Below are 19,484 nucleotides of genomic sequence, written 5' to 3'. Positions count from 1 at the left end.
TCCGTCAGTCGAGGCGGGAGAACCGGTGGGCGGAGACGGCCAGGCAGATGGCGATGAAGGCGGCGACTACCCCGAGCTCGGCGAGGGGCGGTGGGTGCCAGCCACCCCAGGCCACCGGCTGGAACAGCAGGGATGACGGGCGTGCCCGCGCGGCGATGGTCTGCCGCATGGCGTCGACCGCGTAGGTCAGCGGGTCGGCCAGCGCGGCCCACGCCATCCAGCCGGGCATCGCGCTGACCGGGAACATCAGCCCAGACAGGAAGACCAACGGAGTCATCAGCACGCCGAGCACCGTGCTGAAGGTCCGGGGCCGCCTGATGGTGACCGCGACCATTGCTCCGAGCAGGGTCATCGCCAGCCCGGTCAGCGCCAGCTCCGCCGACAACAGGGCCACCAGCCCGAGCCGATACGGCAGGTGGACCAGGCCCCCGCAGGCCAGAACGATCATCCCCTGGCAGGTCGCCACCGTCGCGCCGCCGAGACACTTGCCGGTCAGGAGAGTGCCCCGGCGCACCGGGCTGACCAGCATCTCGCGCAGGAAGCCGCTCTGGCGATCCCAGACGATCGACGCGCCGACGGATATCGCGGGCGGTTGCGCGGCCATCACCAGGACCCCTGGGAAGAGGAACATCAGGTAATCGGAAGTGTGGCCACCTCCGGCACCTGCGAACATCCGAGCCAGGCCGATGCCGAGCACGAACAGGAACAGCAGCGGTTGCAGCAGTGAGACGAGGCTGGCGGCACCGCCGCGCACGAAGTGCAGCAGCTCCCGGAGCCAGACCATCCGCGCGGCGCGCAGTTCGGCGGCGCAGCGCGCCGTGACGACGGCGGTCACCGTGCGCCGCCCACCGGCTCGTCGCGGATGCTGCGCCCGGTGTGGTGCAGGAAGACGTCGTCGAGGCTCGGCCGGGTGACCGTCACCTCGTACACCGGGACGTCGAGGCCGGCGCACAGCCGGGGGACGAGGAGCGCGCCGTCCTCGGTGTGGACGCGCAGGCCCTGCGGGCCGGCGACGGCCGCCAGCCCGAATCGGTCGAGCAGAGCGGCGGCCGCCTTCTCGTCGTCGCCGGTGCGCAGGTCGACCCGGTCGGCACCGAGCACCGACTTCAGCTCCGCCGGGGAACCCTCCGCGATGATCCGGCCGTCGTCGATGATGGCGATGCGGTGGCAGCGCTCGGCCTCCTCCAGATAGTGCGTGGTCAGGAACAGCGTGGTGCCCTCGCGCTCGCGGACCTCCTCGAGGTGGTCCCACAGCAGGGCTCGCGACTGCGGATCCAGGCCGGCCGTGGGCTCGTCGAGGAACAGCACGCGCGGTCGGTGCAGGATGCCACGGGCGATCTCCAACCGGCGGCGCATGCCGCCAGAGAGGGTGCGTACGAGACGGTCCCGCGACGCCGTCAGGCCGGTGAGGTCGAGCAGGGAGTCCACCCGCGCCGCCAACTCCGCCCGCGGTATGGCGTACAGGTCGGCGTGGAAGCGGAGGTTCTCGGCGGCCGTCAGGTCACCGTCGAGTGTGCTCTCCTGGAACACGAGCCCGATGCTGCGGCGCACGAGCCCGGGCGCGGTGCGCGTGTCGTGACCGGCGACCTCGACCCGTCCAGCCGTCGGGCGGACCAGGGTGCACAGCATCGCGATCGTGGTGGTCTTGCCCGCGCCGTTCGGGCCGAGGAAGCCGAAGGTCTCGCCCTGGGCGACGGTGAGGTCGATGCCGCGCACGGCCTCCACGCCGGGGTACGACTTGCGCAGCCCGCTAACCCGGATCGCCGGCGCGCCGCCGGCCGGAACGTCCGCCATCAGGGTGCCCGTCGTCAAGGCGTCGGCGGCCGTGGCGTCGGCGGCCGTGGGCCTCCTGACGAGGGCGCCCGCCCGGGGAGAGGCACCGGCCTCGGGAGGGACGCCGGCCGGGTCGGTCGCCGCCCGGCGTGCGGCCGGCGGCCGTCTGGCTCTCAGCATCCGGCCGCCCTTCACGCTCGTACGGAGAGTCGGGCCATCCAGTCGTCCGGCACGACGAACCCGAAACTCCACCGATGCCGGGTGGTCGGATTGACGATGCAGTGCCAGAACAGCCGGGTGGGGTCCTGCTCGGCCTTGAAGAACCGCACCATCCGGGGGCTCTCGCGGAGCGTCACGATCTCCTCGGTGTATGGGTTCATGTACCGGAAGAACGACGTTTCGGCCGGGTCGGGGAACGGTTCGTCGTGGTCGACGATGTACATCCGCCAGCCTGGCTGCGTCTCGTTGGTGTGCCACAGGCGGTAGCTCTCGGGCGGGTACCACAGGCTGCCGGAGAAGCGCACCTCGGTGCCGAACGCGGCCTCGAGCTCCGCGATCGTACGGTGCTTCGCCGCGAAATAGCGGTCATATCCCGGATGGTCGACGTGTTCGTCGAGGTTGATGAGATGGAAGTCGCGCCGGGGAGCGTCCGGGCCGACGGCCGGATCGCGCCATCCGGTCCGGGCCCTCTCCTGATGCCAGGCGCGATACTCCGGGTCGGCCGGGGACCGGTCCGTGGAGCGGAGGTCCTCGTCCCGGAACGTCCGCCGGAACCGGCCCATGTCGACCGACGACGGCTTGATCTTCAGGTGCTGCAGCTGCTCGGCGACGCCGCCGAAACCGGGCAGGTCGGTCAGGCGGTATTCATGGTGCAGGATGCGGGTCGGCGTCGGGTCCGGGCGCGCGGCGGCCCGGATGTCGCGAGTGGCGGGGGCGGTCGCCGCTGGGCGCCCGGCCGCCGGCCCCGGTGCCGTGGAGGACGACGCCTCCATCAGCTCGGGAACCGTGAAGGTGTACCCGTGACGGGAGCCGAGGCGCACCAGCTCCTGGACTCCGGTCATCGCCCGAAGCTGCTCCGACAGCTCGGGCGTGCCGTACGCGATCCGCAGGAACGCCTGGCCGGCTTCGACGGACATCGTGCCTTACCTCCTGGGTCGATCGATCGGGCGACGTCATCGGTCTTCCGGTGATGCGGACGGCGGGTCGAGCAGGAGCACCGAGGGCACCCGGTCCGGCGCGGCGAGCCTGAGGAAGTGCATCCCGAAGCCCGACATGCCGACCATCAGCCCGGGGAAGAAGCCGGCGCTGTGCTCCACGACGCCGGCATCGGCGTCGTCGATGCTGCGCCACTGGGTCCGCACCTGGACGTTGGCCTCCAGCCGGAAAGCGGGTTCGTCCCGCAGGAGCGCGAACCGCAGGAGCAGTTCGGCGTTGCCGGAGCGGCCATGGCAGAGCGTGTCGTTCATCAGCCGGGGGAAGTTGCGCATCGTGGCGGAGAGCGCCTGGTACGCCTCGCGGAGCATGGATTCGTCATCGCCACCGAGCGCCGCCCAGCTCGCGATGCGGCTCAGGCCGATGCCGGAGGCTCCGTTGCACCAGGCGTTGGCGTAGCGGCGTCCGTTGCGGAGTATCCCGCCGGCGACCGTGCGCAGGTCGTACCAGTCCTGGTCGACCGGGTCGAAGTGGCGGGCCTCGTAGGCGAAGGCGCGGCGCCCGGCGTCGACGTACGACGGCCGGTCCGCGAGCCGGCCGAGCTGGATCAGCGCCCACCCGGCACCCGCGGCGCCGTGGGCGAAACCGGTGAGGTTGGCCGCCGCATCGCCGGGATCGGCAAGCGGCCAGCTGAGGGTGTCGCCGTCCGCGTCGGCGTGGCGGAGGAGCCGGGCGGCGCAGCGATGGGCGGTGTCGAGCCCCCGGCCGTCGGTCTCCCGGGCGAGGCCGAGCAGCACCGGGATCAGCCCGGCGCTGCCGCCGAACACGTCGAAGCGGGTGTCGGCGTCCACCCCGCCGGGCAGATCGCGGCTCAGCCGCTCGGTAAGTTCGAGCAGACCGCGGTCCTGCCAGAGGTGATGCAGGTGGGTCAGCAGGTAGATGAGGCCGCCCACGCCGGAGAAGGCGCCGATGTTCTCGCGGTCGGCGCGCGCGATGGCGTGGGACAGGGCCCGCTCGGCGGCCCGGCGGAACTCCGGGCGTGGGACCAGTGAGTCGAGGTAGGCGAGGAACAGGGCGATCCCACCGGACCCGTGGTACAGGTCGCCTTCGACGTCGGCCTCGGTGATCGTGCCGCCCGCGAGCTCGTACGAGGTCCAGGGCGAGGGCGCCGACGGCTCGCGCAGGCCCGCGCACAGGCGCTCGCCGATGCGCGCCGCGTAGTCGAGGCACGCGGTGACGAAGGCCGGGCTGGTCACCTCCCCGGCCGCCAGCCCGGCGGTGATGTACTGGCGCTGCTGCGCGCGATTGCGCGCCGACAGCCGCCGGATGCGCTGCGCGGCGTGGTCGACGGGGGAGACGTCGAGGAAGGACGGCAACTCGGTGGCGTGGTCGTGGACGAGCCGGTGGCCGTGGGCGTCGGTGGTGAAGATCGGGATGTCGAGCCGCCACAGGGAGATGAGCTCGCGGTCGGCCAGGACGCCCTCGTGGTCCCAGGTGCGCGGGAACGTCCGCACGGTGTTGGCGAGAAGGTCGACTTCCAGAGGATCGACGAGGCATTTCGGGTGCCGCGCGGACAGCAGCAGCTGTGCGTAGATCTGCGTGCCCCAGTTGATGAACCGCACCGACGCGTCGGTGAAGGTCTCCGAGATGAAGCGAACCGCGTCCTCCGGCCGCTGCTCGAACCACGCGTAGACGCGGTCGAACCCGTTCATGATGGCGTCGGTGAAGTCCTGCGGCTCCGTCAACCGGTCGCCGAGGAAGACCCGGTTGGACGCCTCCGACTCGACGTGCACGTCGGTCCGGTGGGTCACCGAGGCCTCGAAGCCGAGGCGGGGACCGTCCAGCCGGGGGACCGGAACGGGCACGTCGTACCCCTCGCCGCCGGAGTATCCGCTGATCCGCATCTCGGCGGCGGAGGTCGTGGCCCGCGGCCACTCGAGCAGGCCGGTCTTGAAGACGGAGTCGAGCAGTGTGCCGGCCGGGCGTTCCTGTCCGCGGGGCAACACCGCGAGAGCGGTCTCGCAGTCGCACACGTGGGCGTGGCCGTCGGCGACGAGGATGTTCTCGAAATGCAGGTCGCCGCCGCCGAGCACGTAGAAGATCGCCAGGTGCCCGCCGAGCTCCCGGTAGACGTGCTCCACCTGCTCCCGGGAGTCGAGGTGGTTGCGGCCCGCCGGGATCAGCGCCTCATATCCGTACCCCTGCCGGGGCAGGACCGGACGGGACGCGAAGCCGAGCACGCCGTCGTGGTGCAGCCGGTCGAGTAGTCGTTGCATCGCCGCCTCGGACCTGATGCAGCGCGGTTTGTACACGAACGATCCGGTGCGGCCGGAGGCGAGCTCGACGTCGACGATCGCTACGGTGCGCGCTCCGGCATGGTGATCGGACCGGCCTTGGCGTATGGACCGGAAGACCGCGATCTCCTCGCCGAAGATGGCGTCGCCGATGTCGGCGGCGTCGGCCGCGAGGCGGTGGACGAGGCTCGTGCCGAAGTCGGAGAGCAGCTCGGTCACGTGGGCGAGCCACCGCCCGAGCACGGGGAACGCGAGGTAGAAGCGGTGGTAGGCGGCCGCGTCGGCGAACGTCGCGTCGAGGTAGGCGAGGTAGTCGTCGCGCGTCGCCCGCGCCTTGTCGATGCCGTGCCGGGCGCAGTGCACATTGGCGTGCGCCTCGAGCGCCCAGGCCAGGGGGAGTTCGAAGCGGTCGAGGAGATGCCCCTGGAAGTCGTCGACCAGCCGCCGGTCGAACAGCCCGGGATGGCGGGTGCGGGCCTCCTCCAGCCGACGCCCCAGCTCGAGCAGGAAGGGCTCACACGCCTTGGCCCGTCGGCCGTAATACACATCGGTGGCGCGCCAGCTCGGGTCGGCACCCTCGGCGGAGGCCTCCGCCCGTACGGCGGTGGATCCGGGGTCGGGATCACCGAAGCGGCTCAGGGCCGCCTGGTAGGTCGGCAGCCAGGAGGCGTGTACGCCGGCGAACACCGACCTGGTCGACGCGTCCGCGGTGGCCATCCCCAGCTCGTGCCGGCGGTACGCGGTGAGGATCTCCACCAGGCGCGCCCTGCCGGGGCGGGCCGGACCGGAGCGGTTCAGCGCCTCCTTGCCGAACTTGGCCTCGAGCCGGTCGGCCATCCGCGCGATGTGCCACGCGTCGAACGACGTGAGGGACGGAACCGGATCAGGAGGGGTGCCGCCCCGGCTCTCCAGCGCGGCGACGATTCGCATCCGCTCCGCCAGGTTCGCGGCCCGTGCGGCGAGATCGAGGTAGGGGTGGTCACCCATGGGACTGGCTCCTGCTAGGGCATCGGGAGGAAGGACCGGGAACGGTCCCGCGGTGACGGCTGGATGACCCGGGGCCCCTTCCGGCCATGGGCCGAAGGGCCTCCGAGATCCTGCGGGCGAGATCCGGCGGCATTCCGGGACGGCAGGCTGCCGGCCGCTCGTTGCGTCGGGACGGTGGGCCGGCCGGGCCGACCCACCGCGGCGAACCGAGAGACGTGGTGCGGACGCCTACTTCGTGGTGCCGTCGCAGATGAAGGTGAGGGGCCCGAAGCTGCACGTGCTCGCGCAGGCGTAGATCTCCACGGCGGCGGCGCCCTCGGTCCAGAAGTCCAGCGACTCCTGGTCCGGCTGCTCGACCGGGGCGGGCAGCGTCGACACTGACACGCCGAAAGCGTCCGGGTCGGCGAGCATCTCGGCGCGGAATCCGTCGTCGACGACGGCCCTAAGGGCCAATTCTGTGGACATGGAGTACCTCCCTGTGAAACGTGGTGATGGATGTCGGTCAGGCCTTCTCGGCGGTCAGTTTCACGCCGATCTGTCGCTCGACGTTCGTGAGCTCCTGAATGGCGGCCGCCATGTTGTCAGTGTTGTTCTGCCAGTCGACCAGCTCCTTCACCTCGGGGCCGACGCCTTCGGACGCCCAGAGGGCCTCGAGCCACGCCTTGACGGCGTGCGGATGCAGATCCTCCATGGGCGTGACACGGGAGAGAATGGGCTCTTCGTGCAGGGACAGCGCGAGCTCGATGGCCTCACGCAGTTTTCCGTCCGGGGGCAGCAGCGAACACAGGATCACTAGCCCTTGAATTCGCCGGATGATGTCCACGCCCGGGTATATGGTGGGGCCTTTCGCGCTCATCGTCGACCTTTCTCGCTCGGCGGATACCACGCTAGGAAAGGCCTCTTTCAACGCTCTTACACTTTGCTGTCGCTCCGGACCGCCACCAAGGGAACGCCGCGCAGGATCGCCGTGTGCAGGTCGCGCGTCTCCGGGCCCGGGCACACGCCGAGCCGGTCACGCAGGCACGCGCTCATCGCGGCGTACGCCTCCAGCGCCTCCGCCGACCTTCCGCACCGGCACAGCGCGAGCATCAGGTGCCGCCAGAACCGCTCGTGCAAGGGGTGCCGGCCGGTGAGAGCGCGCAGCTCGCCGATGAGGCGGTCGTGACGCCCGAGGGCGAGGTCGGCCTCGTGGCGCCGGTCGAGGGCCCGAAGCCGCTCCTCGATGAGACAGGGGACGACGTCGCGGTGCAGGGAGTCCGAACGGACGTCCGGCAGGACCGGCCCCCGCCACAGGGACAGCGCCTCGGCGAGGTCGGCCGACTCGCCGGCGATGTCCCCGCGCTTGCCCGCGGCCCGGGCCCGCGCGACGAGCTCGCGGAACCGGATGAGATCCAGATCGGCGGGAGAGACCTCGATGAGGTACCCCGCGGCCGAGGTATGGATCAGGCCGGCGGTGGGTCGGCCCAGCGTCTGGCGGAGCCGTGTGACGTAGGTGTGCACCGCCCCGCGTGGCCGGCGCGGCGGGGAGTCGTCCCACAGGCGCTCGGTCAGTTCGTCGAGCGACACGATCTGGTTCGCGCCGAGGAGGAGGGTCGCGAGCAGGGTGCGCTGCTTTCCCGCGGGCACGGGGACGCGGCACCCGTCGGCGGTGACCTCCAGGGGACCGAGGATTCGGAAGGATGGACGGTGCACGGCTGGGCTCCCGCTCGTGTCGCAGGCGATTCGGCTGGCGTTCGCGTCGAAGGTGGGCTGTCCGGCGGTCGGGGGCGGATCGGTTGACGCCTTCTTGAGATTAACGCAAAGTAGCAAGATCTTACTTTGCGTAGTTGGTTCACGGTGTGCGACAGGGCCCGGGATCATGTCGTTCGCCGACCGCGGGCGGCGACGCTCTCGGTGCACGGGATGTCCGCCGACTGGGCTACGGTCGTGCTCCGGACGGCAGGGGGGGTCCGGACGACAGGGGGGTGACGAATGACCGGGCAGATGCGCTTCGAACACGACGACGTGATCGCCGTGCGCGAGGCGTTCCACCGACGGCTGAAGGCGTTCGCCGCGCCGGTCGCCGGCGACCGCGGGGCGGTCACCGAGGACCTCGACCAGCTCGAGGTGGCGCGCGCGATCCACGCCGCGTTCGGCGACCATGAGGCGTACGGCGGCCTCACGCGCGCCGAGCTGGCCCAGGCCTGCGCCCACATCTGCGGCCGCTCACAGTTCGACCGGTACTTCGAGCTGTTCTGCAAGATGGACCTGATCGAGCCGTTCACCCAGCGCGACTACGAGTGGCGTTACGTCCTCAACCCGGCCTCGTCGGCGGCGCTGCTGGTGTTCCGCCGACTGGAGGCCAGCGGCGGTCTGCAGGAGCTGGTCACGCTCCTCGACGCCACCTACCGCGAGTTGGAGCGCGGCAGCGCGACGAGCCGCGAGGTGGCCGAGGCGCTCGTGCAGGCGCGCCGCGAGTTCACGATCCGGTCCGGGCACCTGCGCCGACTCGTGCGCCACCGGCCCTTGGAGGAGCTGATCGCCGAGCAGCGCCACCACGGCGACGCCAAGCGGCTCTTCACCCAGGCCGAGCGCATCGTCGAGCGGGTCAACCGCGACTTCGGCGAGCACCGCCGGGCCGCCGAGCGGATGGCCGAGGCCGCCCTGCAGTACGTCAACGCCGTGCAGGAGTACATGGCGCGCCTTCTCGACCAGGCGGCGCAGCGCCGGGACTTCACCCTCCTGGACGCCGAGGCCTACCTCACCGCCGCGATCACCGGCAGCCCCGAGGCCCTCGCCGCCGTCTTCGAGGGCATCGTGTTCGACCCGCCCCGGCTCCACCTGTCGCCGCACGAGATCCTCCGGACGATCGAGACGCACCAGCCGCGCCCGCGGCCTCGGCAGCGCCGCCCGCGGCGTGAGGACCCGCTGCCCGAGGGCGACCCGGTCGAGGAGGCGGCCGAGCGTCTCCGCGATTACCAGGCGTCCCGGCGCGCCGCGATCGAGGCGCACATCGGGCCGGCGGACGCCGTCGACCTCACCGACCGGCTGCGGGGCACGCCGTGGCGGCAGGCGGCGCGTGTCATCGCCGACGTCCTTGTCTCCGCGACCGACCCCGACCTGCCGTTCGAGCCGGTGCTGGGCGACCGGCTGCACGTCGCCGCCGACGCGCCGACGACGTACGTCAGCGAACTCGGCGTGCGCACGACCGAGTCCGACCGGGCCACGACGACCCAGGGTGACCGCGATGGCTGAGCCGGCCCCCTCCGCCCTGGCACTGGCTCGGCTTCGGGCGCTGGGCGGCGCGTCCGCGGAGACGTCGACGGCCGTGTCGGCGGCCGCCCGCGCGGCCGGGCGCGAGATCGTTCTGGCGCCTGGCGCAGCAGGCCAGGTCGCGCTGCTGACCTGGCCCGCCGACATCGACCTGGCAGAGCAGGCGGACCACTCGCTGTGGGCGACGCCGTCGACCGCCCTGCAACTGACCTTCGCCGCCTGTGTGCGGCTCTGCTGGGAGGACCCGCACCTGCACCCCTACCCGGGACGTGTCGTCGCTCCGGAACGCGTGTTCGCGCTGCTCGCCCGCGTCAACGCCCGCCCGGACGAGGCGATCCCGATCTTCGACAACGCGCCGAAGCGCTCCCTGGCGTGGCTGCGGCGCGCGGCGTGGATCGACCAGGACGACGAGGGCGTACGGTTCGGCGTACGGCTGGCGGCACTGCCCGACGACGATGTGGCCGCGCTCCGTCGCGTGTACGAGGCGATGCCGGGCCCCCAGGACGAGGAGGCGGCGACTCCTGGGGACGGGGCGGTGCCGGGTCGCGAGGACGAGGAGGCGGCGACTCCTGGGGACGGGGCGGTGCCGGGTCGCGAGGACGAGGAGGCGGCGACTCCTGGGGACGGGGCGGTGCCGGGTCGCGAGGACGAGCAGGCGGCGACTCCTCAGGATGAGGTGGTGCCGGGTCGCGAGGACGAGCAGGCGGCGGCTCCTGAGGACGGGGAGACGGCGGATGAGTGACGGTGTCCCGGCCCTGGAGACGCTGCCGCACGAGCTGAGGCTCGCCGTGCGGCGGGCGGTCGCGGCGGTCGAGGAGGCGGACCAGCCGGTGCCCGTGGCGATGTACCGCGGTCTCGCGCCGGACCTGCGGCCGTACGTCGAGGCGATGCTGGCCGCGGCCGGCCGGGTCCTCATCGAGCTGCGCGAGGGATTCATCTCCGGGTACGACGACGCCGTCGCGCGCGAACTGGCCCGCGAGGGCATCGGCGCCCTGGAACCGATCGACGCGGCCGTCCTCGCGCTGGTCCTGCTGCACGGGTTCGTGATCCCGAAGGCCCAGGGGGAGCTGCCGCGCACCGCGCGGGCGTACCAGGCTCGCCGGGTGAGCTTCGAGACGCTCGTCAACTCGCGCATCCGCTCCCGTGAGCAGATCCGGCTGTCGCTGCAGCGGCTGCGCGACCGGGGCCTGCTCCAGCCCGGCGACAGCGCGCCGATCCGGCCGGGCCCGCAGTTCCTGCGACTGACGCCGCAGGCCTCGAACCTCATCGAGGAGAACCTCATTCTGCTGGCGGACCCGGACGGCGCACTCGCCGACGCCATCCGCCGCCGGCGGGCGCAGGCACGATCCCAGGCCATCGAGGGGGAGAAACGGTGACGAGCGAGATCGACATCGAGGCGGCGGGCCTCGGCGGAGTGGTCGGCCGGCGCGACCTCATCGCGCTGCAGACGCTCGAGATCGGCACGCTCACGTCGCACCCGATCCCGATCGTCCCCGGGCAGTTCATCACCGTCGCCGGGCGTGGCCCGGTGGACAGCAACGGCTCGGGCAAGACGACGTTCCTGTCCGCCATCACGCTGATCCTCGCCGATCCGCAGTGGCGGCTGCACGAGAGCGGGAAGTACGCCGCGCGGCTGCTGTTCCGTCCCGAGCCGGTGGGCCTGTCCGCCAAGGAGCACGCGCCCGCGACGGTCGGATACATCGTCGGGGTGTTCGGCGAGCGCGACGCCGACGAGCGGTCGGCCCTGTCGGTGTGGATCCGTCTGCAGTCCGGCGGCAGCCCGTACGCCGAGGTGCGCTGGAGCGACGGCCTGGTCCTCGCCCGCGGTGCGGACGACGCTCAGCGCCTCGAGACCGCGCACCGTACGTGGGCCACCCTGCGCAACCGCGTGCCGGTGACGCGGATCGGCGACGTCCTGTACGGCTCGTCGCCGCGCTGCATGTCCTACCTCCACACCGACGGCACCCGCCCGGAGGCGCCGTCGCTGGTGTCGGAGGAGCTGTCCCACCTCAAGCCGGAGGAGATCGGCGACTCCCTCATCGCTCTTGCCGGGCTGACCGACCTGGTCGACAAGGAGAGCGACGCGCGGGCCAACCGGGTCGAGATCGAGTCCCGGTACGCCGAGGAGCGCAGCCGCGATGAGCAGCGCCGCCTCGAGGAGGAGAGCGACCTGGCGGCCGTCGCGGACCGCGACCGCGCGCGGGAGCACGTGGCCCGGGTCACCGTGCTGCGGCGGCTGCACGCCGCCCGCCGTTTCCTCGACGTCCGCGCCGACGACGCCGCGCTGGGCGATCAGATCGAGGGGCTCGGCGCGCGGGTGGAGGAGCGCCGCGAGGCCGTCCGGCAGACCCAGGAGGAGCTCGACGAGCTCGCCGTCCCCGAAGAACTGCAGCAGCGCGTCGCCGAGCTCGAGGGCGTCCACCAGTCACTCCAGGAGGATCTGAGCGGCCTGATCGGCGAGGAGGGACGGTACGAAGGGGAGCTGGAGCGGTTGGGCGGGTCCCGCCCGGCGCTCGCCCGGCTCGCGGAGCTGTGGGACGGCACGCCGGCGGAGACGCTGAGCGCCGACCTCGAGGCGTCGGCCCCCGAGCTGATGGAGGCCGAGTGGGCCGTGCGCCAGGCGACCGGGCAGCTCGGGGAGGCGCGTACGGCCCTGGAGCGCATCCAGGCCGGCCACGACCCCGACACCGCCGCGAGCCTCGCGCGGCTCGACGCGGCCGGGCTGCCCGCCGCCGGTCTGCTCGACGCCGTGACGCTCGACGACCAGGTCCGTGGCGCATGGGAGCCACGGCTGTGGCCCTACCGGCACGCCGTGGTGGTGGCCCCCGGCGACCGTCCCGCCGCCGTGGACGCACTGCGATCGCTGCCCGGATCCGTCCTCGTGACCGCCGACGGCCCGCTCGACGGCGCGGCCGACACCCCGCTGCCCACCGGTGTGACCAGCCGGATCCCGATCCGGCGGTTCCTCGCGTCCGTGGAACACCGCACCGAGGCCGTGGCAGACCCGGCGAGCGCCCACGACGGCGACTCGGGCGTCACGGTGATCGGCGGGTTCCCCGAGCCGATCGCGGGCCGCGACGCCCGCATCCGCCAGGCGCAGGCCCGCTTGGAAGAGGCGGAGGGGCGCGCCGAGGCCGCTCAGGAGTCCCGCGCGGCCGTGGCGAGCCGTCGGGCCCACCTGGAGAACGCCTTGAAGCACGCCACGGCCGCCGGGCAGCTCGCCGAGCTGGACGAGAGACTCGCCGAGCTGAAGGAGCGCCTCACCGACGTGCGCCACCGCCGTACGGCCCTCAGGGAGCGGGTCGACGAGGCGCGCACCGTCTGGATGCACGCCCGGACCAAGGTGGACACCTTGGAACAGCAGCGGCGGTTCCTCGCCCAGAAGACGACCCAGGCGCGCCAGCAGCTCACCGACGTCGAACGCGAGCTCGCCAAGCTCACCTCCCGGCGCGCGGACCTGCCCCTGCGGTACTGGACGGACCAATGGGGCGGCGACGCCGCCGCGGCCGAAGAGCTGCTCGGGGCTCAGGAGCCGAAGCTGCGGTCCGCCGGCCCGGACGCCCTGATGAACCACGCCCGGGACGCGCTGAACGAGGCGGTGCACGCCCTGTACGCGCGGACGCCCGCGCCGTCGGACGTCCAGGACCTCGTCGACCGGTTCCGCGACTCGCTGTCCACCGAGTCGCTCGCCGACCGGCTTCGCCGGCTCCAGGCGCTCACCGAGGCCCTCGACGACGTGCTGACCGGCATGGCCGAGCACGACCGGCGCACCCGCGTGCAGATCGAGGAGGAGCGCCGGCGCCGGCAGCTGGCGCTCGGCGAGCTCGACACCGTGCGCGAGGAGCGAGAGGAAGAGCTGCAGACGGTGCAGAAGCTGGTGAGGGAGGTCGTCAAGGGCCGTCTCGAGGCGGTCAGCGCGACCTACGACCGGCTCGACCGCGCCCGCGGCGGGTTCGGCGCCCGGCTCATCATCCAGGCCCGCGAGCCCGCCAAACCCGAACAGCCCCGCCGGTGGGCCGTCACCCCGGCCTGGGTCCGCGACCTCGGCGGGGAGGCGATCCCGTACAAGGAGACCGGCAACAGCGCGCAGAAGAAGATCCAGGCGATCCAGCTGGTGCTCGCGGCCCTGCTCAGCGACGAGAACGCCGAGGGTCGCGTCCTCGTCCTCGACGAGCTCGGCAACAGCCTCGGCGACCAGAACCGCTCCGACATCCTCGCCGCGCTGCAGCGCGCCGCCAACTCCCAGCGCGTCACGGTCCTCGGCACCTGCCAGGACGCCGTCTTCCCGCACGCGGCGAGCTACACCGGCGAGATCCTGTGGTTCAGCCGGCACGCCGTCACGTCGCCGTTCAACGACCCGACCCGGGTCTGGGGCTTCGACGAGAACAACGAGCGCGTCGAGCTCACCCACGACTGGATCACCCGCGGCGCCCCCGGCTGACCGGATACGACGCACTGATCCCCGGAGGCCGCCGCGCGGCGGCCACCGGGGATCACGGGACGGTACTCCCGAGAAGGAGGCGATCGATGGGATTGGGCGGCAGGCTTCCCTGGGTCAACGGACTGCCGGACGGCGTCCGGGCCTGGCTCGGCGGGTCCGCAGCGTGATCATCGGGCCGAGGGCGAGTCAGCGGCCCGCCGTGGTGCAGGACTCGGCGGGGAGGCGGGTGGCGCGGAGGGCGGACCGGCGGATCTTGCCGGCGTCGTCGCGCAGCGACTCGGTGACGAACTCGAACGTCCGGGGGACCTTGTAGGGGGCGAGCCGGTCGCGCAGGTGGGCGAGCAGGGCCGCCTCGTCCACGTCGCCGTCGGCATGGACGATGGCGTGCGGCACGGAGCCGAGGTCGTCGTCGGGCAGCCCGATGACGGCGGCCGAGCGTACGGCCGGATGCTCCTCCAGGACGCCCTCGATCTCGGCCGGGTACACGTTAGAGCCGCCGACCAGGATCATGTCGGTGTCGCGGTCGGTGAGGTAGAGGTAGCCGTCGGCGTCGGTGTAGCCGAGGTCGCCGAGGCACTCCCAGCGGCCGTCGCTGCGCGCCGTCGCGCCGATGTAGGTGTAGGTCGGGCCGGCGTCCGGCCGCATCCAGACCTGGCCGACCTGGCCTGGCCCGAGGGGGCGGCCGGACTCGTCGCGCACCTGGATGTCGCCGGTGAGCGGGCGGCCGACCGAGCCGCGGTGCGCGAGCCACTCGGTGCCGTTGATGCGGGTGACGGCCTGGGCCTCCGTCCCGGCGTACAGCTCCCAGATCCGCTCCGGGCCCAGCCAGTCGATCCACGCCTGCTTGAGCCACTGCGCGATCGGTGCGCCGAGGTGGAACACCACGCGCAGCGACGACAGGTCCGCGGCCGTGCGCTCGGCCTCCGGCAGCCGCCAGATCCGGTGCATCATCGTCGGCACGGCGTACATCCAGTCCACGCGGTGCCGCTCGGTGAGCCGGAGCGCCTCCGCCGCGTCGAACCGCTCCATCAACACGACGTGCTTGCCGAACAGCAGCGCCGCGGTGAGGGACATGAAGGGGCCGTTGTGCGTCAGCGGCGCGGTGACCAGCGCCGTCCCGCCCTCGGGCATCTGCACCGCCAGGCCGAACAGACCCGCGCGCTCGGCCACGCCCGGCTCGACGGCGGCGATCAGCTTCGGCCGTCCGGTGCTGCCGCCCGAGGTGAGGATCTTCCAGGGCTCCGGGATGACGCCCGGCGGCGCGGACTCCGGCTGGTCCGCTCCGGCCGAGGGCGGGAGGGTGTCCGGCCCGCTCTCGGCGACCACGACCCTGGGCTGGGCCAGCTCGAGGACCGGCCCGCGTTCGGCGGCCGGCATCCGATCGGAGACCGGGACGGGCGTGCCGCCGGTCTTCCAGGTGCCGAGGAGGGCGACGACGAAGTCGACGCCGTTCGGCAGGACGATCGCGACGCGGTCGCCGACGCGGACGCCGTGGTCCCGCAGCTCCCACGCGAAGCGGTTCGCGCGCTCGTCCAGCTCCCGCCGGGACAGGGTGGTCGTACCGCAGGTCAGCGCCGGTCTCGCGGGATCCTCCGCCGCAAGCCGCGTCAAGGCGACGCCGAGCGGGGTTCCGGGGACTGCGGACATGGTCTTCTCTTCCTCTGCGGCTCCGGCAATCACCACGCGGCGGCCGGTTCGTCGCGGGAGCGTTCGGCGGGGTCAAGCGGTGAGAACAGTAAGTTACTTCACGTAACATACGGTCCCCTCGTACGGGCGTGTCAAGCGTTTCCCGAATGCCGCTCTGGAAGATGATCTCATCAGTCCGTCGTCCAGTCGGCATCCCGGAAACCGTTCCACAGTAGGTCCGTCAGCTGGTCGACGAGCTCCTCCCGGCTGACGTGGCGGCGGTCGAGCCACAGGTCGGCGCTGCTGCGCACCAGCCCCACCATGGCATGGCCCCACGTCAGCAGCAGAATCCGGCGTTCGGGGCTCTTGTCCTTGTTCACCGACGACATGAAGTCGGCCAGATCGTCCCCGATCAGGCGCATGAAGGCGTCCAGCGCGTCGCCGAGGGCCGGTGCGCCCTCGGCGCTGCCCCGGGTCAGGAAGCGGTACGTCTGAGGCGCCTCGTCGATGCGCCGCAGGATCACCTCGATGGCGGCGTGCGTGCGCTCGCGCGGGTCCGCGTGGGCGCCCAGGGCCGCGTGCAGCTCGGTCATCAGCGCGACGGAGAACCGCTCGCCGACCGCGTGGGCCAGGCCGTTCTTGTCGCCGAAGTGCCGGTAGACGATCGGCTTGGAAACCCCGGCCTCGGCGGCGATGTCGTCCATCGAGACCTGAGGCCCCTCGCGGATGATCACCCGCTCGGCGGCGGCCAGCAACTGGTCACGCCGCTGAGCCCAGGGCAGGCGCTTGGTGGCCGGTGGGTCGTCGCCGACCGTCGCCGGTTCCATCGCGGCACCCCCTTCGGGTCAGGGGCCAAGAGTACGCAACGCCCGGAGCCCACGCCGTGCGCATGTGACGCCGGGAGCCCGCGCCGCGGGTAGGCGACGCCGGGAGCCCGCGCCGTGCGCATGTGATGCCCGGAACTCGCGCCTCGAGTACGCAACGCGCGGAGCCCGCGCCGTGCGCGTGCAACGCCCGGAACTCGCGTCGCGAGAACGCGATGCCCGCGCCGCGTACGGTTCGCTGGGCGAGCCGAAACGCGTGGGCCCTGGCCGGAGATGGTGAGGGTATGCGGACCGCCTGGAAGGTCTTAACGCTCACCGGCTGTTCGGTCGCCCTCCTGGCCGGTGCGGCCGGGGCGGATCCCGAGCCGCCTCCGACCGCCGTCACGCTGGCCGACGGCACGATGCAGGGCCGGGTCACCATCCGGACCGGCCGGGCGACCGAGGTCGTCGTACGGACGATCACGATCCCGCCCGGCGGCACCACCGGCTGGCACTATCACCCCGGACGCCTCATCGGCGTCGTCCGGTCGGGGACGCTGACCCGGTACGAGGCCGACTGCCGGCCTCGCGTGTACCCGGTGGGCAGCGCCCTGGTCGAGCCGAGTGGACCCCGCGAGGTGCACCTCGGGCGGAACCTCGGCCGGACGCCGGTCGTCCTCGTTGTCACCTACCTCGACCCGGTGGGCGCGCCGCTCGCCGTCCCCGTCGCCAACCCGGGCTGCCCCGTGTCGTGACCGCTGGAGCGCGGCGGGGACCGCGCTCCGGCCGGGTCCGCCCGATCAGTTCTGGGCGCTCGGCTCCCAGATCGCGGCCAGCTGCCACACCCCGTGGTCGCGGCGCAGCTCGTACGTCGCGGGCGTCTGGCTTCCGGTCGCCTGGGCCCGGACCTGCCACAGCTGGGTGTCGACGTCCTCTCGGGGCCGCTGCAGCCCGAGCATCTTGACGAATGTGATCACTTCATAGCCGCGCCCGTCCCAGGTGAAGTGGGTCGGTCGATCGGCGAGGACCTCTACCTGGACCGGTTCGTCGTACACACGCCGTCTCATGCCCTCATTCTATTCGAACACGTGTTCGAATAGCGAGTTTTGCGTCGACCCGACACGCCCGATTCCGATGTTTCGGTCGGCGGGCCGGCCCGGGTCAGGCGCTGATCACCGCGCGGGCCTTGGCCGCCCGTACGGCCGCGGTCAGCGTCTCGATGTCGTACGCGCCGTGATGGCGGCGGCCGTTGATGAAGAACGTCGGGGTGCCGGAGACGCTGCTGAGGTCGGCCGACTCCAGATCATCGGCGATCCGGGGCGCGCCGGTGTGCTCACGCAGGTCCCGCCGGAAGCGCTCCAGGTCGAGCTCCAGCTCCCCGGCGTAGCGCATCAGGTCACGGACGGTCAGAGCGCCCTGGTGATCGAGGAGGATGTCGTGCATCTCCCAGAATGCGTTCTGTTCGGCCGCCGCCTCGCTCGCCTCGGCGGCGAGCTGGGCGTGGGGGTGGACGTCGTGCAGCGGAAGGTGCCGCCAGACGTACCGCACGTCGCCGTACCCGGCGAGCAGCTCCCGGACGACCGGCTCGGCCTGGCCGCAGTACGGGCACTCGAAGTCGCCGTACTCCACCACCGTCACCAGGGACTCCTCCGGTCCCCGGATGTGGTCGCGGTCCGGGTCGACCGGTATGGCGAGGTCGACGATGCCCTCGGCGGTGCCCATCAGCGCCCGCAGCCGCGTCCGCGTCGGGAGCATCTGGGTGACGCGGAACAGGAGCCAGGTCAGGATCGACGCCGCGAGCGCGGACCCGAGGATGCCGAGCTTCGCCTCCTCCAGTTCGGTGCCGGTGAAGGCGAGCGTGGCGATCAGCAGTGACACCGTGAAACCGATGCCCGCGATCATTCCGCCGCCCGTCACGGCGACCCAGCCGACCGGAGGGCGGATCCGGCCGCGGCTCAGCCGGGTGACCAGCCAGGTCGAGCCGGTGATGCCGAGCGGCTTGCCGACGACGTAGGCGATGAGGATGCCCAGCGTGATCGGGGAGGTGAACGCCCGGACCAGCAGGTCGCCGCTGACGGTGATGCCCGCGTTGGCGAGGGCGAACAGCGGGACGATCAGGTAACTCGTCCAGGGGTGGTAGAGCAGCTGCAGGCGTTCGTTCGGGGAGATCGCCGAGGCCAGGCCGCTGGTGGCGGTCCGTGCCAGCTCGGCCGTCGGCTGCTCGCGGAACAGCCGGAACAGGTCGCTCGCGCGCTCCAGGTCCGTGCGGGCGGCCGGCGACGCGTACGTGATCAGGCCCATCGCCAGGCCGAGGACGACGGGCTCCACCCCGGACTCGAGCATCGCGACCCACGCCGCGATGCCCAGCAGCGCGTACACGAGGCCGTACTGCACACCCAGTGCGCGGACGCCCAGGATCAGCGCGAAGATGAGGATCGCGATCAGCAGCGGCGTGAAGCTGACCGCTTTGCTGTAGAACACGCCGATGACCGCCAGGGCGACGAAGTCGTCGACGACCGTGACCGTGAGCAGGTAGGCGTGCATGCGCGCGGGGAGCTTCGCGGCGGCCAGGCTGAGCATGCCGAGGGCGAACGCCGTGTCGGTCGACATCGCGGTGCCCCAGCCGTGCGCCGCCGGGCCGCCGCCGTTGGCCGCGAGGTAGATCGCGATCGGGACGACCATGCCACCGACGCCCGCGATCAGCGGGAGGACGAGCCGGCGGCGGTCGCGCAGCTCGCCCAGGTCGAACTCCCGCCGCGCCTCCAGGCCGACGACGAAGAAGAAGAAAGTCATCAGGCCGCTGTTCACCCACGTCCGCAGGTCCAGCGACACCTTCGAGTCGCTGATGCGCACGGACAGCACCGTGCGCCAGGTGCGTTCGTACGAGGACGGGTCGACATTCGCCCACATCAGCGCGACGAGCGTGGCGGACAGCAGCACGACCGCGCTGCCGGTCTCGGTCCGCAGGAACTCCCGCAGCGGCGTCTTGAGATTCCACGCCCACACCGTCCGTCCCGAGAACGGGGCGGCCTCCCGTGATTCGGTCATACACGAATTCTCACGCAGGGGAGGAGGTGGCCGGGCACGGCGGTCGCCGTCCGGCCATGAGGGCCGCTCTCCTGCGGCGATCCGGACGTCGCCCGGTTCCCGGCGGCC

At 72.2% G+C, this 19,484-nt stretch carries 16 protein-coding genes; 5 read left to right on the top strand and 11 right to left on the bottom strand.

What is annotated here, in order from left to right:
- Positions 1-4 precede the first annotated feature (4 nt).
- From ABEA24_RS10455 to ABEA24_RS10425, 7 genes are all read right to left on the bottom strand, one after another.
- Positions 5-835, bottom strand: a complete 831-nt coding sequence (locus tag ABEA24_RS10455) for an ABC transporter permease (RefSeq protein WP_345430486.1) — start codon at positions 833-835, stop codon at positions 5-7.
- A complete protein-coding gene (locus ABEA24_RS10450) occupies positions 832-1,953 on the bottom strand; it encodes an ABC transporter ATP-binding protein (RefSeq protein WP_345430485.1) in 1,122 nt (373 codons plus the stop codon). Before ABEA24_RS10450 ends, ABEA24_RS10455 begins: the two co-directional genes overlap by 4 nt.
- Before the next feature lie 11 nt (positions 1,954-1,964).
- Positions 1,965-2,909 (bottom strand): Nif11-like leader peptide family natural product precursor, encoded by a 945-nt coding sequence (locus ABEA24_RS10445; RefSeq protein ID WP_345430484.1) that lies wholly within the window; start codon positions 2,907-2,909, stop codon positions 1,965-1,967.
- Positions 2,910-2,945: 36 nt separating this feature from the next.
- Complete coding sequence (locus ABEA24_RS10440) at positions 2,946-6,206, bottom strand: type 2 lanthipeptide synthetase LanM family protein (protein WP_345430483.1); 3,261 nt, start codon at positions 6,204-6,206, stop codon at positions 2,946-2,948.
- Positions 6,207-6,434: 228 nt separating this feature from the next.
- Positions 6,435-6,671 carry a cinnamycin family lantibiotic gene (locus ABEA24_RS10435; RefSeq protein WP_345430482.1) on the bottom strand — a complete coding sequence of 79 codons (237 nt, stop codon included), beginning with the start codon at positions 6,669-6,671 and terminating at the stop codon, positions 6,435-6,437.
- A 37-nt stretch (positions 6,672-6,708) separates the two neighbouring features.
- The gene (locus ABEA24_RS10430) at positions 6,709-7,029 is read right to left on the bottom strand and encodes a DurN family substrate-assisted peptide maturase (protein WP_345430481.1); all 321 of its coding nucleotides are present in this window, start codon (positions 7,027-7,029) and stop codon (positions 6,709-6,711) included.
- An 89-nt stretch (positions 7,030-7,118) separates the two neighbouring features.
- On the bottom strand, positions 7,119-7,898 hold the full coding sequence (locus ABEA24_RS10425; RefSeq protein WP_345430480.1) for an AfsR/SARP family transcriptional regulator: 780 nt from the start codon (positions 7,896-7,898) through the stop codon (positions 7,119-7,121).
- A 291-nt stretch (positions 7,899-8,189) separates the two neighbouring features.
- Here ABEA24_RS10425 and ABEA24_RS10420 point away from each other — a divergent pair, with 291 nt between their 5' ends.
- The 4 genes from ABEA24_RS10420 to ABEA24_RS10405 are packed head-to-tail and all read left to right on the top strand — an operon-like array spanning position 8,190 to position 13,899.
- Positions 8,190-9,440: a hypothetical protein gene (locus ABEA24_RS10420; RefSeq protein ID WP_345430479.1), complete on the top strand. Its 1,251-nt coding sequence runs from the start codon at positions 8,190-8,192 to the stop codon at positions 9,438-9,440.
- On the top strand, positions 9,433-10,200 hold the full coding sequence (locus ABEA24_RS10415) for a hypothetical protein (RefSeq protein WP_345430478.1): 768 nt from the start codon (positions 9,433-9,435) through the stop codon (positions 10,198-10,200). Before ABEA24_RS10420 ends, ABEA24_RS10415 begins: the two co-directional genes overlap by 8 nt.
- Positions 10,193-10,834 (top strand): hypothetical protein, encoded by a 642-nt coding sequence (locus ABEA24_RS10410; protein ID WP_345430477.1) that lies wholly within the window; start codon positions 10,193-10,195, stop codon positions 10,832-10,834. The genes ABEA24_RS10415 and ABEA24_RS10410 overlap by 8 nt, the downstream gene beginning before the upstream one ends.
- Positions 10,831-13,899, top strand: a complete 3,069-nt coding sequence (locus tag ABEA24_RS10405) for a hypothetical protein (protein ID WP_345430476.1) — start codon at positions 10,831-10,833, stop codon at positions 13,897-13,899. The genes ABEA24_RS10410 and ABEA24_RS10405 overlap by 4 nt, the downstream gene beginning before the upstream one ends.
- Before the next feature lie 186 nt (positions 13,900-14,085).
- Here ABEA24_RS10405 and ABEA24_RS10400 read toward each other — a convergent pair whose 3' ends face one another.
- Together ABEA24_RS10400 and ABEA24_RS10395 are read right to left on the bottom strand one after the other, a co-directional pair.
- Positions 14,086-15,546 carry an AMP-binding protein gene (locus tag ABEA24_RS10400; RefSeq protein ID WP_345430475.1) on the bottom strand — a complete coding sequence of 487 codons (1,461 nt, stop codon included), beginning with the start codon at positions 15,544-15,546 and terminating at the stop codon, positions 14,086-14,088.
- Positions 15,547-15,716: 170 nt separating this feature from the next.
- Entirely contained in the window at positions 15,717-16,352 is a 636-nt protein-coding gene (locus ABEA24_RS10395; protein WP_345430474.1) for a TetR family transcriptional regulator, read from the bottom strand.
- 281 nt (positions 16,353-16,633) lie between these two features.
- On the opposite strand from ABEA24_RS10395, the gene ABEA24_RS10390 reads away from it, so the two are divergent.
- Positions 16,634-17,083, top strand: coding sequence for a cupin domain-containing protein (locus tag ABEA24_RS10390; protein ID WP_345430473.1), 450 nt, complete (start codon positions 16,634-16,636; stop codon positions 17,081-17,083).
- A 45-nt stretch (positions 17,084-17,128) separates the two neighbouring features.
- Here ABEA24_RS10390 and ABEA24_RS10385 read toward each other — a convergent pair whose 3' ends face one another.
- Both ABEA24_RS10385 and nhaA read right to left on the bottom strand, forming a co-directional pair.
- Positions 17,129-17,395, bottom strand: a complete 267-nt coding sequence (locus ABEA24_RS10385; protein WP_345430472.1) for a hypothetical protein — start codon at positions 17,393-17,395, stop codon at positions 17,129-17,131.
- Between the two features lie 94 nt (positions 17,396-17,489).
- Positions 17,490-19,376: a Na+/H+ antiporter NhaA gene (nhaA, locus tag ABEA24_RS10380; protein WP_345430471.1), complete on the bottom strand. Its 1,887-nt coding sequence runs from the start codon at positions 19,374-19,376 to the stop codon at positions 17,490-17,492.
- Positions 19,377-19,484 lie beyond the last annotated feature (108 nt).

Source organism: Actinoallomurus vinaceus (genome assembly GCF_039542055.1).
Classification (GTDB): Bacteria; Actinomycetota; Actinomycetes; order Streptosporangiales; family Streptosporangiaceae; genus Actinoallomurus; species Actinoallomurus vinaceus.
This window is presented reverse-complemented; position numbering and strand designations above follow the sequence as displayed.

What these genes read in the sequence shown, in the direction of transcription:
- ABEA24_RS10450 (WP_345430485.1), bottom strand. Translation starts at nt 1,953, where the DNA reads ATGCTGAGAGCCAGACGGCCGCCGGCCGCACGCCGGGCGGCGACCGAC.
- ABEA24_RS10445 (WP_345430484.1), bottom strand. Translation starts at nt 2,909, where the DNA reads ATGTCCGTCGAAGCCGGCCAGGCGTTCCTGCGGATCGCGTACGGCACG.
- ABEA24_RS10440 (WP_345430483.1), bottom strand. Translation starts at nt 6,206, where the DNA reads ATGGGTGACCACCCCTACCTCGATCTCGCCGCACGGGCCGCGAACCTG.
- ABEA24_RS10435 (WP_345430482.1), bottom strand. Translation starts at nt 6,671, where the DNA reads ATGTCCACAGAATTGGCCCTTAGGGCCGTCGTCGACGACGGATTCCGC.
- ABEA24_RS10420 (WP_345430479.1), top strand. Translation starts at nt 8,190, where the DNA reads ATGCGCTTCGAACACGACGACGTGATCGCCGTGCGCGAGGCGTTCCAC.
- ABEA24_RS10415 (WP_345430478.1), top strand. Translation starts at nt 9,433, where the DNA reads ATGGCTGAGCCGGCCCCCTCCGCCCTGGCACTGGCTCGGCTTCGGGCG.
- ABEA24_RS10410 (WP_345430477.1), top strand. Translation starts at nt 10,193, where the DNA reads ATGAGTGACGGTGTCCCGGCCCTGGAGACGCTGCCGCACGAGCTGAGG.
- ABEA24_RS10400 (WP_345430475.1), bottom strand. Translation starts at nt 15,546, where the DNA reads ATGTCCGCAGTCCCCGGAACCCCGCTCGGCGTCGCCTTGACGCGGCTT.
- ABEA24_RS10395 (WP_345430474.1), bottom strand. Translation starts at nt 16,352, where the DNA reads ATGGAACCGGCGACGGTCGGCGACGACCCACCGGCCACCAAGCGCCTG.
- ABEA24_RS10390 (WP_345430473.1), top strand. Translation starts at nt 16,634, where the DNA reads ATGCGGACCGCCTGGAAGGTCTTAACGCTCACCGGCTGTTCGGTCGCC.
- ABEA24_RS10385 (WP_345430472.1), bottom strand. Translation starts at nt 17,395, where the DNA reads ATGAGACGGCGTGTGTACGACGAACCGGTCCAGGTAGAGGTCCTCGCC.
- nhaA (WP_345430471.1), bottom strand. Translation starts at nt 19,376, where the DNA reads ATGACCGAATCACGGGAGGCCGCCCCGTTCTCGGGACGGACGGTGTGG.